At 70.5% G+C, this 18144-nt stretch carries 15 protein-coding genes, 1 tRNA gene and 1 pseudogene; 10 read left to right on the top strand and 7 right to left on the bottom strand.

The features are described from left to right. Positions 1-25: 25 nt before the first annotated feature. The gene (locus tag AB0A94_RS09570) at positions 26-1063 is read right to left on the bottom strand and encodes an MraY family glycosyltransferase (RefSeq protein ID WP_361741393.1); all 1038 of its coding nucleotides are present in this window, start codon (positions 1061-1063) and stop codon (positions 26-28) included. Positions 1064-1325: 262 nt separating this feature from the next. Here AB0A94_RS09570 and AB0A94_RS09565 point away from each other — a divergent pair, with 262 nt between their 5' ends. The 5 genes from AB0A94_RS09565 (at position 1326) to AB0A94_RS09545 (ending at position 9460) form a co-directional block, all read left to right on the top strand. After that, positions 1326-3608, top strand: a complete 2283-nt coding sequence (locus AB0A94_RS09565) for a (Fe-S)-binding protein (protein WP_361741390.1) — start codon at positions 1326-1328, stop codon at positions 3606-3608. Positions 3609-3741: 133 nt separating this feature from the next. Continuing rightward, the gene (locus tag AB0A94_RS09560; protein WP_361741387.1) at positions 3742-5145 is read left to right on the top strand and encodes an FG-GAP and VCBS repeat-containing protein; all 1404 of its coding nucleotides are present in this window, start codon (positions 3742-3744) and stop codon (positions 5143-5145) included. 183 nt (positions 5146-5328) lie between these two features. Beyond that, positions 5329-6804 carry a VCBS repeat-containing protein gene (locus tag AB0A94_RS09555; protein ID WP_361741384.1) on the top strand — a complete coding sequence of 492 codons (1476 nt, stop codon included), beginning with the start codon at positions 5329-5331 and terminating at the stop codon, positions 6802-6804. Positions 6805-7010: 206 nt separating this feature from the next. Next, entirely contained in the window at positions 7011-8342 is a 1332-nt protein-coding gene (locus AB0A94_RS09550; RefSeq protein WP_361741381.1) for an FG-GAP and VCBS repeat-containing protein, read from the top strand. Positions 8343-8422: 80 nt separating this feature from the next. Next, positions 8423-9460 carry a Yip1 family protein gene (locus tag AB0A94_RS09545; protein ID WP_361741378.1) on the top strand — a complete coding sequence of 346 codons (1038 nt, stop codon included), beginning with the start codon at positions 8423-8425 and terminating at the stop codon, positions 9458-9460. A gap of 92 nt (positions 9461-9552) precedes the next feature. On the opposite strand, the gene AB0A94_RS09540 is transcribed toward AB0A94_RS09545, so the two are convergent. After that, a complete protein-coding gene (locus AB0A94_RS09540) occupies positions 9553-10050 on the bottom strand; it encodes a phosphoribosyltransferase (RefSeq protein ID WP_361741375.1) in 498 nt (165 codons plus the stop codon). Then, positions 10047-10622, bottom strand: coding sequence for a dCTP deaminase (gene dcd, locus AB0A94_RS09535; protein WP_073933174.1), 576 nt, complete (start codon positions 10620-10622; stop codon positions 10047-10049). Before dcd ends, AB0A94_RS09540 begins: the two co-directional genes overlap by 4 nt. A gap of 487 nt (positions 10623-11109) precedes the next feature. Between dcd and AB0A94_RS09530 the strand changes: the two genes are divergently transcribed. Together AB0A94_RS09530 and AB0A94_RS09525 are read left to right on the top strand one after the other, a co-directional pair. Next, positions 11110-11183 (top strand) — tRNA-Gly (locus AB0A94_RS09530). 307 nt (positions 11184-11490) lie between these two features. Beyond that, a complete protein-coding gene (locus tag AB0A94_RS09525) occupies positions 11491-12033 on the top strand; it encodes a DUF1707 domain-containing protein (protein WP_361741370.1) in 543 nt (180 codons plus the stop codon). Positions 12034-12079: 46 nt separating this feature from the next. Here the strand turns inward: AB0A94_RS09525 and AB0A94_RS09520 are convergent, their stop codons facing one another. The 4 genes and pseudogenes from AB0A94_RS09520 to AB0A94_RS09505 form a co-directional block, all read right to left on the bottom strand. Continuing rightward, positions 12080-12559 (bottom strand): ASCH domain-containing protein, encoded by a 480-nt coding sequence (locus AB0A94_RS09520; protein ID WP_361741368.1) that lies wholly within the window; start codon positions 12557-12559, stop codon positions 12080-12082. 20 nt (positions 12560-12579) lie between these two features. After that, positions 12580-12837, bottom strand: a pseudogene (locus AB0A94_RS09515) (CNNM domain-containing protein); the annotation flags it as partial. A gap of 339 nt (positions 12838-13176) precedes the next feature. After that, positions 13177-14202 (bottom strand): hemolysin family protein, encoded by a 1026-nt coding sequence (locus tag AB0A94_RS09510; RefSeq protein WP_361741365.1) that lies wholly within the window; start codon positions 14200-14202, stop codon positions 13177-13179. Then, a complete protein-coding gene (locus AB0A94_RS09505; protein WP_361741362.1) occupies positions 14199-15536 on the bottom strand; it encodes a hemolysin family protein in 1338 nt (445 codons plus the stop codon). The genes AB0A94_RS09510 and AB0A94_RS09505 overlap by 4 nt, the downstream gene beginning before the upstream one ends. Positions 15537-16216: 680 nt before the next feature. On the opposite strand from AB0A94_RS09505, the gene AB0A94_RS09500 reads away from it, so the two are divergent. The 3 genes from AB0A94_RS09500 to AB0A94_RS09490 all read left to right on the top strand — a co-directional run bounded on the left by AB0A94_RS09500 (position 16217) and on the right by AB0A94_RS09490 (position 18139). Next, positions 16217-16435: a hypothetical protein gene (locus tag AB0A94_RS09500; RefSeq protein WP_361741359.1), complete on the top strand. Its 219-nt coding sequence runs from the start codon at positions 16217-16219 to the stop codon at positions 16433-16435. A gap of 91 nt (positions 16436-16526) precedes the next feature. Further along, positions 16527-17531, top strand: a complete 1005-nt coding sequence (locus tag AB0A94_RS09495; protein WP_361741356.1) for a sporulation protein — start codon at positions 16527-16529, stop codon at positions 17529-17531. A gap of 152 nt (positions 17532-17683) precedes the next feature. After that, entirely contained in the window at positions 17684-18139 is a 456-nt protein-coding gene (locus AB0A94_RS09490; protein WP_361741354.1) for a TerB family tellurite resistance protein, read from the top strand. Positions 18140-18144: the final 5 nt, after the last annotated feature.

Below are 18144 nucleotides of genomic sequence, written 5' to 3'. Positions count from 1 at the left end.
GAGCTGAGTCGAGCAGACTCAACTCTTATCCGTTCCTTACACGCAACCGCTCTATGACCTGCGGCGATGCCTCGGCAGTTCGTTGACGGGCGTGGAAAACAGGGGTGACGGGAAGGCGCACGAGCGCGAGGACGACCACCGCGGCCACCGCCACCACCCACAGCACCGCGCCCCCGGACACCCGCCCGGTGTGGACGGCCACCCCCACGAACACCCCGCCCAGCGCTCCCGCACCGAGCAGGACGGTCACCGCGCGGGGCGCGAGCCCGAGCCGCCGCAGCCGGTGCCCGAGGTGATCCGGCCGGCCGCGGGTCAGCGGCCACCGGGACAGCCGCCGCGCGAGGACCACCAGTACGGCGTCGGCGCACGCCACGGCCGTCAGGGCGAACAACACCCCGGCGCCGGCCCCGATTCCCTGTCCGGCCCGCACGAACACCGCCGCCGAGGCCACCACGAACCCCGCGAACAGCGAGCCCCCCGCCCCGAGGCCGGCCCGCGCGGGGTGCCAGTTGTGCAGCAGGAACCCGGCGAGCCCGGCGGCCAGCACGCCCAGCAGCACCGCGATCCCCTCCATCAGCTCGACCGCCGCGCAGACCGCCACCCCGAACGCGGTCACCGCCCCCACGGTGCCGGCCAGCCCGTCCGCGTGGTCGAGCCCCCGGAACGCGGCGGTGACCGCCACGATCCACCCCACGGCGAGCACCCCCTGCACCGTCCCGGTCTCCGCGTACGGCACGACGAGCGCCGCCGCCACGGCCGTACCGGTGAGCGGGATCCACCACCGCAGCCGCCACACGTCGACGGCCAGACCGAGGACGCCGATCCAGGCCCCGGCGGCCAGCAGCCGCCCGATCCCGGTGCCGAGCGGGGCGAGTCCCGCCCGGTCGCCGACCCCCGCCACCAGCCCGGTCGCGAGCACGACGGCCGTTCCCCCGGACAGCGGCACCGGCAGGCGGCGTCTGCGGTCCAGGATCCCCAGGCGCAGGGCGGGGACCCGCAGCAGTTCCGCGAACACGGCGGAGAGCAGCAGGGCGATGGTGGCGGCGGCGATCCCGTAGAGCACGGATATAAGTTAGGTGCGTATGGACCGATTTAGCGCGAATAACACGACCGGATCCCGGGCGCCATCCGGGGCACCCGCGAGGGTGCCGCCATAGGCGACCCTGAGCGATTCAGATCACCCCGCGCCCGGCTACAGTGCGACCGGAGATGGGGGTAGTCTCGAACGGACCACATAAGTTACCGCTTAGTAATTTCGGGGAAGCCGTAGTGGAGCCCCCGCCGACAGTCCCTCTCGAAACCCCTCGCAGGCCCGAGGAGCCCCCATGCAACTCGCCGCGATCATCGTGTCGCTGGTCCTGACCGTGGTCGGCGTCGCGCTGCTCGCACGCGCGATCGGCCAGTTCGTCCGGTACTTCAGACTGGGTCAGCCGGTACCGGCCGGCGCCCGGACCGACAATCCCTACCAGCGCAGTGTGACCCTGGTGCGGGAGTTCCTCGGCCACACCCGCATGAACCGGTGGGGTGTCGTCGGCATCGCCCACTGGTTCGTCGCCGTCGGCTTCCTGACGCTGCCGCCGACCATCGTCACCGCCTACGGCCAGCTCTTCGAGGCCGACTGGGTGCTGCCGGTGCTGGGCGGCTTCCTGCCGTACGAGCTGTACATCGAGTTCATCAGCGCGATGACGACCCTCGGCATCCTCGTGCTGATCGTCGTCCGGCTGCTGAGCCTGCCCTCGCGGCCGGGCCGCAAGTCGCGGTTCACGGGCTCGAAGATGGGCCAGGCGTACTTCGTCGAGTACGTCATCCTCACCATCGGCCTCGCCATCTACGTGCTGCGCGGCCTGGAGGGCGCGCTGCACCACGTGGACCACTACGAGGCCGCGTACTTCGCCTCGTACCCGCTGGTCCTGGCCTTCGAGGGCCTGTCCGTCGCGACGCTGCAGAACCTGGTCTACCTGTTCGCGATGATCAAGCTGGGAACGACCATGATCTGGATGATCACGGTCAGCCTGAACACCAACATGGGCGTGGCCTGGCACCGCTTCCTCGCCTTCCCGAACATCTGGTTCAAGCGCGAGGCCACCGGCGGGACCGCCCTGGGCGCGCTCCAGCCGATGACGTCCGGCGGCAAGCCGATCGACTTCACCGACCCCGGTGACGACGACGTCTTCGGCGTCTCCCAGGTCGAGCAGTTCTCCTGGAAGGGCCTGCTGGACTTCTCCACCTGCACCGAGTGCGGCCGCTGCCAGTCGCAGTGCCCCGCCTGGAACACCGGCAAGCCGCTCTCCCCCAAGCTCCTGATCATGTCCCTGCGCGACCACGCGCACGCCAAGGCCCCCTACCTGCTGGCCGGCGGCGGCAAGACCATGGAGGGCGAGGAGAAGGCGTCCGAGGAGCAGCTGACCGGCGTGCCCGCCGCCGCCCTCGCGGAGGCCGAGCGCCCGCTGATCGGCACCGCCGAGGAGAACGGCGTCATCGACCCCGACGTCCTGTGGTCCTGCACCACCTGCGGCGCCTGCGTCGAGCAGTGCCCCGTCGACATCGAGCACGTCGACCACATCGTCGACATGCGCCGCTACCAGGTCATGATCGAGTCCGCGTTCCCGTCCGAGGCGGGCACGATGCTCAAGAACCTGGAGAAGAAGGGCAACCCCTGGGGCCTGGCGAAGAAGCAGCGCCTGGAGTGGACCAAGGAGGTCGACTTCGAGGTCCCGGTCGTCGGCAAGGACATCGAGGACCTGTCCGAGGTCGAGTACCTGTACTGGGTCGGCTGCGCCGGCGCCCTGGAGGACCGCGCCAAGAAGACCACCAAGGCCTTCGCGGAACTCCTCCACATCGCGGGCGTCAAGTTCGCGATCATGGGCGGCGACGAGAAGTGCACCGGTGACTCCGCCCGCCGCCTCGGCAACGAGCCCCTGTTCCAGGAGCTCGGCATGGAGAACGTCATGTCCCTCAACGCCGCCTTCGGCGAGGAGACGGACGACGACGGCAAGGTCACCGACGAGTCGAAGAAGCCCAAGTCGGCGAAGAAGATCGTCGCCACCTGCCCGCACTGCCTCAACACGCTCGGCAACGAGTACCCGCAGCTCGGCGGCGACTACGAGGTCATCCACCACACCCAGCTGCTCCAGCACCTGGTCGACGAGGGCAAGCTGATCCCGGTCACCCCGGTCGAGGGCATCATCACCTACCACGACCCGTGCTACCTGGGCCGCCACAACAAGATCTACACGCCCCCGCGCGAGATCATCGGCAAGGTCCCGGGCCTGCGCAACGAGGAGATGCACCGCCACAAGGAACGCGGCTTCTGCTGCGGCGCCGGCGGCGCCCGGATGTGGATGGAGGAGCGGATCGGCAAGCGCATCAACAACGAGCGCGTCGACGAGGCCCTCGCCCTGAACCCGGACATCGTCTCCACCGCCTGCCCGTTCTGCCTGGTCATGCTGACCGACTCGGTCAACGGCAAGAAGAACGATGGCAAGGCGAAGGAGTCCGTCCAGGTCGTCGACGTCGCCCAACTGCTGCTGGAGTCCGTCAAGACCCCGGCCGACCCGACGGGCGACGAGGAGAGCGAGAGCGCTCCGCAGCCGGAGCCGGTGAAGTAACGCGGCACACCCCCGAAGGGGCCGTCCGACAGGGCGGCCCCTTCGGCGTGTTCACGTACAACCTTCGGTCCGCTCCGGGCGTCTGACGAACGCGTCGCCCACACCTGACCCAGCGGACCCATGGAGCTCTCCCTTGCGCACCCGCACCTCCCTCCTCGCCGCCGCCACCCTCCTCGCCTCGGGCCTGACCCCGCTCGCCCTCGCCGCCCCGGCCGGCGCGGCGACCGCCAAGTACGCGGAGGACTTCAACGGCGACGGCCACCGCGACCTCGCCCTGGGCGATCAACTCGCCACCGCGGGCGGCAAGAAGCAAGCGGGCGCGATCGTCGTCGTCTGGGGCACCGCGAAGGGACCGGACCCGGCGAAGAGAACCGTGATCACGCAGAACAGCGCGGGCGTCGAGGGCGCGGCGGAGACCGGTGACCGCTTCGGCGCGAAGATCACCACCGCGGACATGGACAAGGACGGGTACGCCGACATCGTCGCCACCTCCCCGGGCGAGGCGACCGGCGCCAACCGGGGCACGTTCACCGTTCTGTGGGGTTCCAGGTCGGGCTTCTCCGGCGGGAGTTCGTACGCCGCGCCCGCGGGCAAGGAGGTCGGCTTCGCCCTGGACGTCGCGGTCGGCGACTTCAACGCCGACGGCCGCCCGGACGTGACCGCGGTCGACGACGAGTACGTCTGGTTCCTGCGCGGCCCCTTCACCAAGTCCGGCTCCCGCGGCAAGGCCACCAACCTGGACCCCGTCGACGGCGAGGACATCAACCCGCACCTGGTCGTCTCCGGCAAGGTCACCAAGGACGGCACCGCCGACTTCGCGGTGATCGGCTACGACGTGGACACCCGCAGCCACCGGGTCTGGTTCTACAAGGGCGGCTCCGGCACCCCGGCCCGGTCCAAGAAGACCGGCCTGCCCGCCTCCTCCGAGATCGTCGGCTCCACCGCCGTGATCGCCGACTTCGACAAGAACGGCCACGGCGACCTCGCCGTCGGCGTCCCCCGCTCCGGCAAGGGCGGCGCGGTCCACGTCCTCAAGGGCGGCTCCACCGGATTCGGCACGGCGAAGTCGTACAGCCAGAACACCTCCGGGGTCCCCGGCGTGCGCGAGTCCGGCGACTCCTTCGGCCACGACGTGTCGGCCGCCGACACCAACGGCGACGGCTACCCCGACCTGGCGGTGGGCGTCCCCTGCGAGGTGATCGGGTCGAACCTGTTCCGCGCGGGCGCGCTCACCGTGCTGCGCGGCGGTTCCGGCGGGATCACCGGGAAGGGCGCCCGCCAGTACGACTACGGCACCGCCGGCGTCGAGGGCGACCCCGCCGAGGAGAACGACGCCTGGCTCGGCACCTCCGTGCTGCTGAGGGACTTCGACCACGACGGCCGCGCCGAACTGGCCGCCACCGCCAACGAGGCCGGACGCCTCCACCTGCTGCCCGGCACCGCCTCCGGTCCGACCGGCACGGGCTCGGTCCTGCTCACGCCCGGCGAACTGGGCCTGGGCGCGCGGCCCTTCTTCGGGGGCGCGCTGGCCGACTGAGACGTCACATCCGTCTCGGAAATCACCGGACTCACGTACAACCTTCACGTGCCGCCACCGGTCTCATGATCGCCGACCGTCCGGTGAACGCCGGGACAACTCCCGGCGAACCCGCACGGTCCCGGCACCTCATCGACTCCGGATGCCCGCCAGGCATCCCTCGCATGCCGCAGGAGAACCCGCATGCACCGACACATGAGACTCGCTCTCGCCTCAGCCACCGCCGTCGCGCTGACGGGCGGTCTGCTCACCCTCGTCGCCTCACCCGCGACGGCCGCCGACTCCACCGACGTCGCCCTGGCCGACTTCAACGGCGACGGCCGGGGCGACGTGGCCACCTCGGCCAACGGCGCCCACGTCTCCGGCAAGGCCGAGGCCGGTCAGTTCGTCGTCCTCTACGGCACGTCCACCGGGGTGTCCTCCGCCAAGCGGCACACCCTCAGCCAGAACTCCACCGGAGTCCCGGGCACCGCCGAGGCCGGGGACAACTTCGGTTACGACCACGCCTACGCCGACTTCAACGGCGACGGCTACGACGACGTCGCCGTCTCCTCCCCGTACGAGGACGTCGACGGCGACAAGGACGGCGGCACCCTCGCCATCCTGTGGGGCTCCGCCTCCGGCATCACCGGCAAGGGCATCACCGTCACCGACCCGTCCCGCTCCTCCCACGACCAGTGGGGCAAGAACCTCGCCGCCGGCGACTTCGACGGCGACGGCCACGCCGACCTGGCCGTCGGCAGCAACGACGCCACCCTCTACGTCTACAAGGGCGGCTTCACCACCGCGGGCAAGTCCGGCGGCCGCTACACCATCACGCCGCCGATCCTGGGCAGCGAGGCGGACGGCCCGGTGAACCTGACCGCAGGCGACGTCAACGGCGGCGCGACCGACCTGATCGTCGACGGCTACGAGACCTCCTCCGAGTACGGCTGGAACCGGAACTACTTCATCCCCGGCACCGCGAGCGGCCTGGACGCCTCCGCGGCCACGTCCCTGAAGCCCGGCGTGATCACCGCCATCGGCGACATCGACAACGACGGCTTCGGCGACATCGTCAGCGGCGCCTACTGGAACTCCACCATCGAGGACGGCACGACGGTCCCCGACTCCGCCAACGGCGGCAAGGTCTGGGTCACCTACGGCTCGGACGCCGGCCCGCTCACCGACTCCGCCACCGGCATCACCCAGAACACCGGCAACGTCCCCGGCACGTCCGAGGGCAACGACTACTTCGGCTACGAGCTCGACCTCGGCGACATCAACGCCGACGGCTTCCTCGACCTCGCCGTCGGTGTCGCCGGCGAGAACATCGACACCGAGGTCGACACCGGCACCGTCACGATCCTCTACGGCACCGCGAACGGCCTGAACACCGCCTCCGGCGCCCAGTCCTTCTCCCAGAACACCGCGGGCGTCCCGGGCTCCAACGAGGACAACGACGGCTTCGGCCTGGACGTCAAGCTCGACGACGTCACCGGCGACGGCAGGGCCGACCTGATCGTCGGCTCCGCCGAGAACGCCGGCGACGGCGCGATCACCTACCTGCCGTCCACCGGCTCGAAGATCACCACGAGCGGCGCCCGCTCCGTCTCCCCGAGCACCTCGGGCGTCTCCACGACGGGCACGCCGTACTTCGGCTCCAACTTCGCCGACTGAACGAGCCGCGTCACGTCTCCCCGCGCCGGGCCCGCGTACCACCGCGGGCCCGGCCGCGGGTCCACCGGCCGCGTGTCCACCGATCGCGTGTCCACCGGCCGCGGGTCCACCGGCCCTCCGGTGACGACCGCGCGCCCTGCCCGCCGGCAGCCCCGTACCCACCGCACGTTCGACGCCCCCCACCGGCTGAACCACACGGAGACCGCATGCGCAGACACACCGCCACCGCCCTGGCCGCCACCCTCCTGGCGACGGGCCTGACCCCCGTGCTCCTCGCCGCCCCCGCCTCCGCCGCCGTCGCCAAGCACTACGACGACTTCAACGGCGACGGCCGCCGCGACCTCGCCTACCGCGGCCTGAACGACGTCGACCGCGACGGCGGCACCGTCACCGTCGTGTACGGCACCGCCGGCGGCCTCGACACCGCCCGCCCCCAGCTGATCCACCAGGACAGCCCCGGCATACCGGGGGGCGGCGAGGAGGACGACATGTTCGGCGAGACGCTGGCGAGCGCCGACCTCGACAAGGACGGCTACGCGGACCTCGTCGTCGGCAACCCCAGCGAGCACGTCGGCAGCGCCGAGTACCGCGGGACCGTCACCATCGTCTGGGGCTCGAAGTCCGGCCTGTCCGGCGGCACCAACCTCGATCCCACGTCCGGCGCCGGCGGCCGCTTCGGCCGCGACGTGGCCACCGGCGACTTCACGGGCGACGGATCGCCCGACCTCGCGGTGATCGGGAACGAGAAGACCTGGCTGTACCGCGGGGGGTTCACCAAGGCCGGCGGAACCGGCAGCGTGAGCAAGATCGACAAGGCGGGCGGCAGCTGGTACTCGCACGGCCTCGCCGCCGGCAAGGTCAACGGCGACGGGCGGACGGACCTCGTCGTCCTCGGCACCCAGTACGAAGCCGGAGACGTGCCGCGCCACCGCGTCTGGTTCCTCAAGGGCTCCTCCTCCGGCCTGACTTCCGGCCCCCACAAGACCTTCGGCACCGAACCCTGGTCCGCCACCATCGGGGACTTCGACAAGAACGGCTACGGCGACATCGCCGTCGGCCTGCCCGACCAGAGCAGCGGCAAGGGCGCCGTGACCGTGTGGCGCGGCACCTCCTCCGGCCCGAGCGGCTCCACCACGTTCACCCAGGCCACCTCCGGCGTCTCCGGCAGCCCCGAGGCCGACGACGGCTTCGGCCACGCCGTGTCCGCCGCCGACGCGAACGGCGACGGCCACGCGGACCTGGCGGTCGGCGTGCCGTTCGAGGACGTCGACGGAAGGGCCGACCAGGGCGGCGTCCACTTCTTCCGCGGCGGCTCGGGCGGGCTCAGCGGCGCCCGCTTCTCCTGGATCGCCCAGACGGTGACCGGCCCCGCCGACGAGAACGCCACCTTCGGTGGCACCGTGCGGCTGCGCGACCTGACCGCCGACGGTCGGGCGGACCTGGCGATCGACGGCATCGTGCTGCGCGGCACGAGCACGGTCCCGACGACCACCGGCGCCATCCCGCTGCCCGAGTTCGGCGGCGGCTTCCTCGACTGACGCGTCTCCGTCCTCCGTAGGACCGGACCGCCCCGGTCCCCTCCGGAGGACGGACGACCCGGCTGACGACCCCTTAGGGGATGTCACAGCTCGGCCGCAAACCCGGCCCCGAACGCCGGGGTCCGGTACGTCACCGCCCGGGACCAGGTACGTTCGATGACGTGGCTGGATTCAGGATCGGACGCGGCCGGAACAACAACGGCGCTCCTCACGCGCGACCGCAACACCCCCCGCACGGGCAGCAGACGCCGCAGGGGCCGTCGTACGGCTACCCGCAGGCGCCGCAGCCGTACCCGCAGCAGCCGTCGTACGGCGGTGGCGGCGCCGGCCCCTGGCCGCACGCGAACCGCGGCCCGGGCGGACCCGGTGGCCACGGCGGACCCGGTGGTCATGGCGGTCACGGCGAGCCGGAGTACTTCGGCGACGGCGCGTACCCGCACGGCGCCCAGGGCGCCCCGCACGACCCGTACGCGGCCAACAACCCCGGCCACACCCAGGCCTTCTCGATCAACGAGGACCCCTACCACCAGGGCGACACCTACCAGGCCGGCGCGGTCCCGCCCGCCGGCCCGACGGGCCCCCGCCTGCACTGGAAGGACCTGCTCAAGGGCATCGTCCTGTCCCCCGCCCAGACGTTCCTGCGGATGCGCGACTACACGATGTGGGGCCCCGCCCTCATCGTCACCTTCCTCTACGGCCTGCTCGCCGTCTTCGGCTTCGACACCGCCCGCGAGGACGCGATCAGCGCGACCCTCTCGAACGCGATCCCGATCGTCCTGACGACGGCCGTCGCGATGGTGCTCAGCGCCTTCGTCCTCGGCGTGGTCACCCACACCCTGGCCCGCCAGCTCGGCGGCGACGGCGCCTGGCAGCCCACGGTCGGCCTCTCCATGCTGATCATGTCCCTCACGGACGCGCCCCGCCTGGTCTTCGCCATGTTCGCCGGCGGCGACGCCGCCTTCGTCCAGATCCTCGGCTGGGCCACCTGGGTGGCGGCCGGCGCCCTGCTCACGGTCATGGTCAGCCGCTCCCACGACCTCCCCTGGCCGAAGGCCCTGGGCGCCTCGGCGATCCAGCTGGCCGCCCTGCTGTCGATCGTGAAGCTGGGCACGTTCTGACGCGGACGCGCACGAAGCACGGACGCGCACGAAGAAGGGGGCTCCCGGCGCCGGGAGCCCCCTTTTCTTCTCTTCTTTCCTCCTCGCCGCCCTCAGGCGTCGAGCACCTGGCCGTCCCGCTTGACCACGGGTTCCTGGACGGACCACGGGAAGTTGATCCACTCGTCGGTGCGCTTCCAGACGTACTCGCACTTCACCAGCGACTGCGTCTTCTCGTAGACCACGGCGCTGCGCACCTCGGCGACGGCGTCGAGGCAGAAGTCGCGCACGAGCTTGAGCGTCTTGCCGGTGTCGGCGACGTCGTCCGCGATCAGCACCTTCTTGTCGGTGAAGTCGATGGCGTTGGGCACGGGCGCGAGCATGACGGGCATCTCGAGGGTGGTCCCCACCCCGGTGTAGAACTCCACGTTCACCAGGTGGATGTTCTTGCAGTCGAGCGCGTAGGCGAGCCCGCCGGCCACGAAGACACCGCCGCGGGCGATGCTCAGCACGATGTCGGGCTCGTACCCGTCGTCGGCGATCGTCTGGGCGAGCTCACGGACGGCGACGCCGAACTGCTCGTAGCTGAGGTTCTCGCGCATGCCGCTCACACCTGCGTCCGATGGAAGTTGAGGAAGGACCGCGAGGCCGTCGGCCCCCGCTGCCCCTGGTAACGCGACCCGTACCGCTCGCTCCCGTACGGGTGCTCGGCCGGCGAGCTGAGCCGGAACATGCACAGCTGCCCGATCTTCATACCGGGCCACAGCTTGATCGGAAGCGTCGCGAGGTTGCTGAGCTCAAGGGTCACATGCCCGGAGAACCCGGGGTCGATGAACCCGGCGGTGGAGTGCGTCACCAGCCCGAGCCGCCCGAGCGAGCTCTTCCCCTCCAGCCGCGAGGCGAGGTCGTCCGGCAGCGTGATGACCTCGTACGTACTGGCCAGCACGAACTCACCGGGGTGAAGGATGAACGGTTCGTCCCCCTCCGGCTCCACGAGCCGGGTCAGGTCCGCCTGCTCGACGGAGGGGTCGATGTGGGGGTACCGGTGATTCTCGAACACCCGGAAGTAGCGGTCGAGGCGTACGTCGATGCTGGACGGCTGCACCATGGCGTCGTCGTAGGGATCGATACGCACCCGCCCGGCGTCGATCTCGGCCCGGATGTCCTTGTCAGAGAGAAGCACGGGCCCGAGGATACGCAAGGCGCGCGGACCGGCCACAATCGGCCACCCCGCGCGCTGCCACTGTGACCGGTGCTACCGCTTCTGAAGACTCACCGGCACGACACTGCGGAGCCGCGCACAGCGCGGACACCGCAGAAGCCGGCCGGGGCCGAGTCGCTCGGCCTGCTGCATCGGAAACGAGGCGGCGGTGAACACGTGCCCATCGGCACAGCGGACGACGGTGCGCTCCATCAAGTCCAAGAGTCCCTTCCCCAAGAGGCCGCGTCTGGCGAACTGCCCTGACGACAAAAGCCACATTACGGGATCAAAGGAACGGTCCTCCAGGCGGCACCCCGCACCCTCACCGTACGCCCCAACTTCTGCCCCCCGCAGCCGCATCCACCCCCTGAAACAGCATCAGGCCCCCGGGCTTGAACACCGGGGGCCCGACATGGGGTAGAGTGACCAAGCATCCGGACGCCGCTCAGGGCGGGCCCTACCGGATCACGCGGGTGTAGTTTAATGGTAGAACATCAGCTTCCCAAGCTGAGAGCGCGAGTTCGATTCTCGTCACCCGCTCCATGGAGAAGGTCCAGGTCACCGACCTGGGCCTTACTTATTGTCTAGTCCAATCAGAGGGCGGCATGCCCTCAACGTGCCCCAAGTCGAGTCCGGGCGGTCGCACCAGCACTGCTCGGACGCCACATCAGGCATCGACCCGACCCCGCACCCCATACCGCGAGACGCAATTCGTGTGATCCGCGCCACATATTGCGCAAAGGGTCACCAAGTCGCATACGCAAAGGATGGTTTGCGGGACAGGTGGCGACCCGTCCTCCGGGCCTCCCTTGACGGGTGCACCTCGCCGACTCGGCAGTACGGTGAACCCGTGACCTCCTTACCGGAAGAATCGCCGTCGCTGATCGGTGAAGACGACCGCGATGCAGCCGTCCGACGCCTGCAGGAGGCGTATGCGGAAGGGCTCATCGCGCACGAGGTGTTGGACGAGCGCCTTCACCAGGTGCTCAGCGCCAAGACGCAAAGCGAACTCGCGTCCGTTCTGGTCTCGCTCCCAGAGGAGCACCCGGGGAGCACGGCCACGATCGCTGCCGCCGGTGGACGGATCAAGCGGCGTGGCGCGTGGCGGGTGCCTCGGGTCCTCAAGGTCGGGTCAGCATATGGAAGGGTGCGCCTGGACCTGTCCCGGGCGGTCATCGAGCACCCGGTCGTCGACATCGAGCTGCAACTGGGAACCGGCGGGGCCAGGATCACGGTGCCTCGTGACGCGGTAGTTGACGTCGAAGGCTTGAGCACGGGATGGAAGGATCTGCGCTACAAGATCCCGCGGCGTTCCCGGCCCGGCGGGCCGACGATTCGAATCTCCGGGGCCATGGGATACGGACGCTTGAAGGTCCGCCACGCCCTGCGCTAAGGCCCCATCCGGTGCTTCGACCCCGCCGGCTGCGGGGGGCGCAGCACTAGGCGGGCACCAGGTCTCCCAGTGCCTCGCGAAGAGTCGTGCCCACGACAGGCCCCGCCACGGCCACCTGTCGAAGCTCGTCACCCTTCATGTAGCGGTAGCTCTGCGGAGGGTGGAAGGGCCCGGCGGAGCGCAACGCATTGAGCGTTACCGGCTCATCGAAGGAGACGGGGTTCTCCATCGTGAGACCGCTCGCCTGCGTCGCACCGCTCATGTAGGCGTCGTACTCCCGCCGGGTGATCCCGGTCTGCCCCCGATGAGCCGACCAGACCTCGCCGGGGGTGGCGACATGGACGGCGGCGATGCGCGCCATGCCCACCACCGCCATGGTGGGCGCGGTCGCGTACAAGAGGACGGGCGTTCCCGGAGGCGCGGCGACGCGCTGGCGGCGAACCTCCACCGTCTTGCTGCCGGCCAGGATCGCGTTGGCGAAGCGCGGGTGGACGGACAGCAGCATCGCGCGTTCTGGATCGCTCACGTCGTTCGGTGCCCCTCTTGGGAGATCGCGGGCTTGGACGCCGAGCCCAGGCCCAGGGTGCACACGGTGATGCCGAGCTGGGCGCCCGACAGCATGAAGGACAGCCGCTCCAGCACCTTCAGGGCGCGGGCGGCCTTGCGGTCCCCGGACTCGGCCTCGCGCGCCAGGGCGAGGCGGTCGGCGGAGACGTAGGCGAACTCCTGGGCGACGAAGTATCCGGTGCCGGCGGTCAGGACGAAGACGGCCAGCAGACCCAGGAGGGCGTTCGCGGCACTCATCGGCGCATCGATTGCGAGAGGGCATCCCGCCGTGTGCCGTGCTCAGGGAATGCCTGGCGGGATGGTCGGGGACTGTGCCCCGGGGGGTCCGTCGGTCTGGCGGACAAGGGGTTGCTCCTTTTATCCGGGGTGTATCCGGACAACGATTCTGGCCGGAATCACGTTCCCGGCGCTGCCCAAGTGCTGCGCCGGCGAGGCTGCCGTCACCTGAACCGCCGAAAGGCCCGCTCCATCGTCAGCACCCTGGAGAACATCTCTGTTCTGCCGCTCCACCACGCCGGTCGGGCACACGCAAACCGGGTCGCCCCGTGCGGGGGCGCGCACGGGGCGACCCGGCGGTCACGCGGCGGCCGGAGCCGCCGGCCCGACCAGTTCGGACAGTACGTCCTCCATGGTCACGAAGCCGATGACCGTGCCGCCCTCCCCGACGACGGCGGCCAGATGGCTGCCCTCGGCGCGCAGGGCGGTGAGGGTGTCGTCGAGCGGCGTGTCGATGTGGACCCGGGTGACCTTGTGCAGCGCGCCGCGCGGGAAGGGCCGGCCGCGGTCGGTCAGGCCGAGGGTGTCCTTGATGTGCAGGTAGCCCAGGACCGTGCCGTCCGGGCCGGTGACCGGGAAACGGGAGAAGCCCGCCTCGGAGGCCAGCCGTTCCAGCCGGGCGGGGGTGATCGTGTGATCGACGGTGCGCATCCGCTGCGCGGGGACCGCGATCTCGCCCACCGGCCGGGTGCCCAGCTCCAGAGCGTCCCGCAGCCGCTCGCCGTCGGCCGGGCTGAGCAGCCCGGCTTCGCTGGAGTCGAGGACCATGCGGGCGAGCTGGTCGTCGGTGAAAACGGATCCGACCTCGTCCTTCGGTTCGACGCGCAACAGTCTCAGCAGGGCGTTGGCGAAGGCGTTGATGCCGAAGACGAACGGCCGCAGCGCCCGGGTGAGCGCCACCAGGGGCGGGCCCAGCAGCAGCGCGCTGGGCACGGGGGCGGCCAGCGCGATGTTCTTGGGCACCATCTCGCCGATCAGCATGTGCAGATACGTGGCGAGGGTGAGCGCGATGACGAACGCGATCGGGTGCACCAGTCCGTGCGGGAGGTGCGCCGCCGCGAAGGCGGGCTCCATCAGATGGGCGATGGCGGGTTCGGCGACCGCGCCGAGCACCAGGGAGGAGACGGTGATGCCGAGCTGGGCGGTGGCCATCATCGCCGAAAGGTGTTCCAGGGCCCACAGTGTCATCCGGGCGCGCTTGTCGCCCGCCTGGGCGCGCGGTTCGATCTGGCTGCGGCGCACCGAGACCAGGGCGAACTCGGCGCCGACGAAGAACGCGTTGGTCAGCAGCGTCAGGGCGCCGATGACCAGTTGCAGCGCGGTCATCGGACCTCCTCCACAAGCCGGACGGTCATCGCGGCAGCCGGTTCGGTGATGCGTATCCGGTCGGCGCGGTGGTGCTCGACCTCCAGCACCTCGAGCCGCCAGCCGCCGAGGTCCACGAGGTCCCCCTTGCCGGGGATGCGGGCGAGATGGGTGGCGACCAGCCCGGCCACGGTCTCGTACGGTCCTTCCGGCGCGGTGAGTCCGATGTCCGTGAGCTGGTCGAGGCGGACACTGCCGTCCGCCTCCCACGCCGCGCGCCCGTCCCGCGTGGCCGGGGAGGGGATCAGGTCGGGTGTCTCCAGGGGATCGTGCTCGTCGCGGACCTCGCCGACGACCTCCTCGACGATGTCCTCCACGGTGGCCACGCCCGCCGTGCCGCCGTACTCGTCGATGACCACGGCCATGGTGCGGTGCGCGCGCATCCGCTCCAGCAGCCGGTCGGCGGGGAGGCTGTCGGGGACCAGCAGGGGCTCCGTGGTCAGCTCCGTGACCGGCGTGGCGGCCCGCTTCTCCGGCTCCAGGGCGAGCACGTCCCGGATGTGGACGGTGCCGACCACCTCGTCCAGGCTGTCGCGGTAGACGGGGAAGCGGGACAGGCCGGTCGCGTAGGAGAGGTTGGCCGCGTCGGCGGCGGTGGCGTGCGTTTCCAGGGCCTTGACGTCGACCCGCGGGGTCATCACGTTCTCGGCGGTCAGCTCGCTCAGATGAAGGGTCCGTACGAACAACTCCGCCGAGTCTGCTTCCAGAGCGCCCTCCGCAGCCGAGTGCCGGGCCAGCGCGCCCAGCTCCTCGGCGGTGCGCGCGGAGGCCAGCTCCTCGGCGGGCTCCAGACCGAAGCGGCGCACGAAACGGTTCGCGGTACCGTTCAGGTGCCTGATGAACGGGCCGAACGCGGCGGTGAACGCGCGCTGCGGACCGGCGACCACCTTGGCGACCGCCACCGGACGCGAAATCGCCCAGTTCTTCGGCACCAGCTCACCAGCCACCATCAGCACGACGGTGGAGACGACCACGCCCAGCACGGTCGCCACCGCCGGGGCGGCACCGCCCAGGCCGATCGCCCGCAGCGGGCCGCGCAGCATCACGGCGAGGGACGGTTCCGCCAGCATGCCGATCACCAGCGAGGTGACGGTGATGCCCAGCTGGGCGCCGGAGAGCTGCAGAGTGAGGCGTCGTACGGCCTTCAGCGCACCGTCCGCGCCGCGCTCACCGGCCTCGGCGGCATGCTCCAGGTCGGCGCGCTCGACGGTGGTCAGGGAGAACTCTGCCGCGACGAACACCGCGCAGGCCAGTGTCAGGAGGAGGGCCAGCAGGAGCAGCAGGACCTCGGTCACCGTGCCACCCCCGCTCCCTCAATCGCATGAGTCCGGCGGGGAACGGCACGGCTGGTACTGGGAGGCTCACCCATTGGGGGAACGTCGCTCCTTCTCGAAACACACATGCAGACAGTGGGTGGAAACAGGATCGCCTGTCTCTACACCAACTGTAAAGGAGGGGTAAAACCCCTCACAGGCCCAGCACCCTGAGCGGCATGGGAAGGGTGCGCTCCAGTTCCCGCCCCCAGTACGCCGGGGCGCGAGTGCGGGTGTGGAAATACGCGTTCACCTGCACGTCGACCTCTCGGCCTGCAAGATCACGCCATCAGCGGGGGGCCGGGGCCTCCCGGCCGGGGGCGTTGCGGATCGGTTCGAGGCCAGGCGGGCAAGAACTCCCGTCCTGCCCTCGCCGCCGGCCATGTGGTGGTGGGTACCCCTGGAACGACGGGCCGCAGCTCCTGCGCCGCCTGCTCACCGGACGAACGCGCCTGCTGCACCGGCGCCCGCGTCGCCTGTGGCTTCATGCCGAAGGCACCCGGAGCCGGACCAGCGACGCCTGCCGGCGCAAGAACCCGTTTTCAGCCTTTCCCGACGCGTCCGCCCGGACCGGGCCCCTCCCCCGCTCTGACCACCCTATGCTTCTACTCGTTTGTAGAAGGCCCGCGCGAGCCGGGCCCGCACCTTTGGAGACGACACACATGGCTTCGATCGACCTGGACAAGGTGCTGGACAAGGCATGGGCGGACAAGCCCCTGCCCGACATCCTGGCCGCCCCGGTGGCGGCGCTGAAAGGGGTCTCCGACCGCGACGGCGAACTGCTGCGGGAGGCGTTCGGGGTCGAGACCATAGCGGACCTGGCCGAGTTGAAGTACGCCCGCTGGGCCCAGGCGCTCGCCGCACTCGACACCGCCAGGTAACCGGCCCGCGAACCGCCGTGGTGCCGCACACCTTCGACTGGGCGGCACCACCCTCATGGAACACACGCACGTTTAAGGAGTGGACGCCACCATGGTGTTCAAACGACTGCTCGGCTCGCTCGGCGTGGGCGGCCCCACCGTCGACACGGTCCTCGATCCGGGTCCCGTCCGGCCCGGCGGCACGCTCGCCGGCCAGGTCCACCTCAAGGGCGGCAGCGCCGACTTCGACATCGAACACATCACCCTGGAGCTGGTCGCCCGGGTCGAGGCCGAGTACGAGGAAGGGGAGAGCGAAGGCGTCGTCGTCTTCGACCGCTTCACCGTCGGTGGCGGATTCCGGCTCGCCGAGGGCGAGCAGCGGAGCGTGCCGTTCGGCGTCACGCTGCCGTGGGAGACGCCGGTCACCGAGTTGTACGGGCAGCCGCTGGGCATCGTGCTCGGCGTGCGCACCGAGCTGTCGGTGGCTGGGGCGAAGGACAAGGGCGACCTGGATCCACTGACGGTCGGGCCGCTGCCCGCCCAGGAGGCCGTCCTGGAAGCCCTCGGGCAGCTCGGCTTCGGCTTCAAGTCCGCCGACCTGGAATATGGGCGCATCGGCGGCACGGGGCAGCAACTGCCCTTCTACCAGGAGATCGAGATCACCCCGTCGCCGCAGTACGCGCATCAGGTGAACGAGATCGAGGTGACCTTCCTGGCCAACCCGGGCGGCATGGAAGTCGTCCTGGAGGCCGACAAGCGCGGCGGCCTCTTCTCCGGCGGCCACGACGCGCTGACCCGCTTCACCGTCGGCCACCACGACTCCCGCGACTGGAACACGGAAGTCGACGGCTGGATCCGCCAGCTGGTCGAGCACCGGGCGTCGCACGGCTCCCACGGCGCCTACGGCCACGGCGCCCCGTACGCCGGGCACGGGCACGGCGGGCACTACGAGCACGGCGACCACCACGACGACCACCACCGTTCCGGCCCCGGCATGGGCACCGTCGTCGCCGCGGGCGCCGCCGGCCTGGCGGTCGGGGTGGTCGGGGGCATGGTCGCGGCCGAAGTCGTCGACGAGGTCGGGGACTTCTTCGAAGGGGACGAGGAGGAGGGCTGACAGCAGGCCCCGGAAAGGGGTGAAGGCCGCATCAGCAAGGGGCGGGGGGACGCATGCATCCGCCCCCTGCTGATAACTTCTACATTGTTGTAGAAAAAGCGCTGTCCGGAGCACCCCGGTCCGGGCATCCTCCCGACACGTACGGAGTTCTCATGGCCCTGTGGGACCGCTTCAAGGAGTCCGCGTCGACGATGCAGACCCAGCTCATGGCGAAGAAGAACGACCTCAAGAGCGGCGCCTTCCGCGACGCGAGCATGGCGATGTGCGCTCTGGTGGCGGCGGCCGACGGCACGGTCGATCCGTCCGAGCGGCAGCGCGTGGCCCAGCTCATCGCCACCAACGAGGTGCTGCAGAACTTCGACGCCGACGACCTGCGCCGCCGCTTCGAGGACAACATCGGCAAGCTGACCGCCGACTTCGCCTTCGGCAAGGTGAGCGTCATGCAGGAGATCGCCAAGGCGAAGAAGAAGCCCGCCGAGGCGCGGGCGGTCATCCAGATCGGCATCGTGATCGGCGGTGCCGACGGCGACTTCGACAAGGACGAGCAGGCCGTGGTCCGCGAGGCGTGCTACGCCCTCGGCCTGCCGCCGCACGAGTTCGACCTCTGAGCGGC

It is taken from the genome of Streptomyces sp. NPDC044984, from assembly GCF_040646935.1.
Taxonomy (GTDB): domain Bacteria; phylum Actinomycetota; class Actinomycetes; order Streptomycetales; family Streptomycetaceae; genus Streptomyces.
Note: the sequence above shows the minus strand (reverse complement) of the source record. Positions and strands in the feature narration are given on the sequence as shown.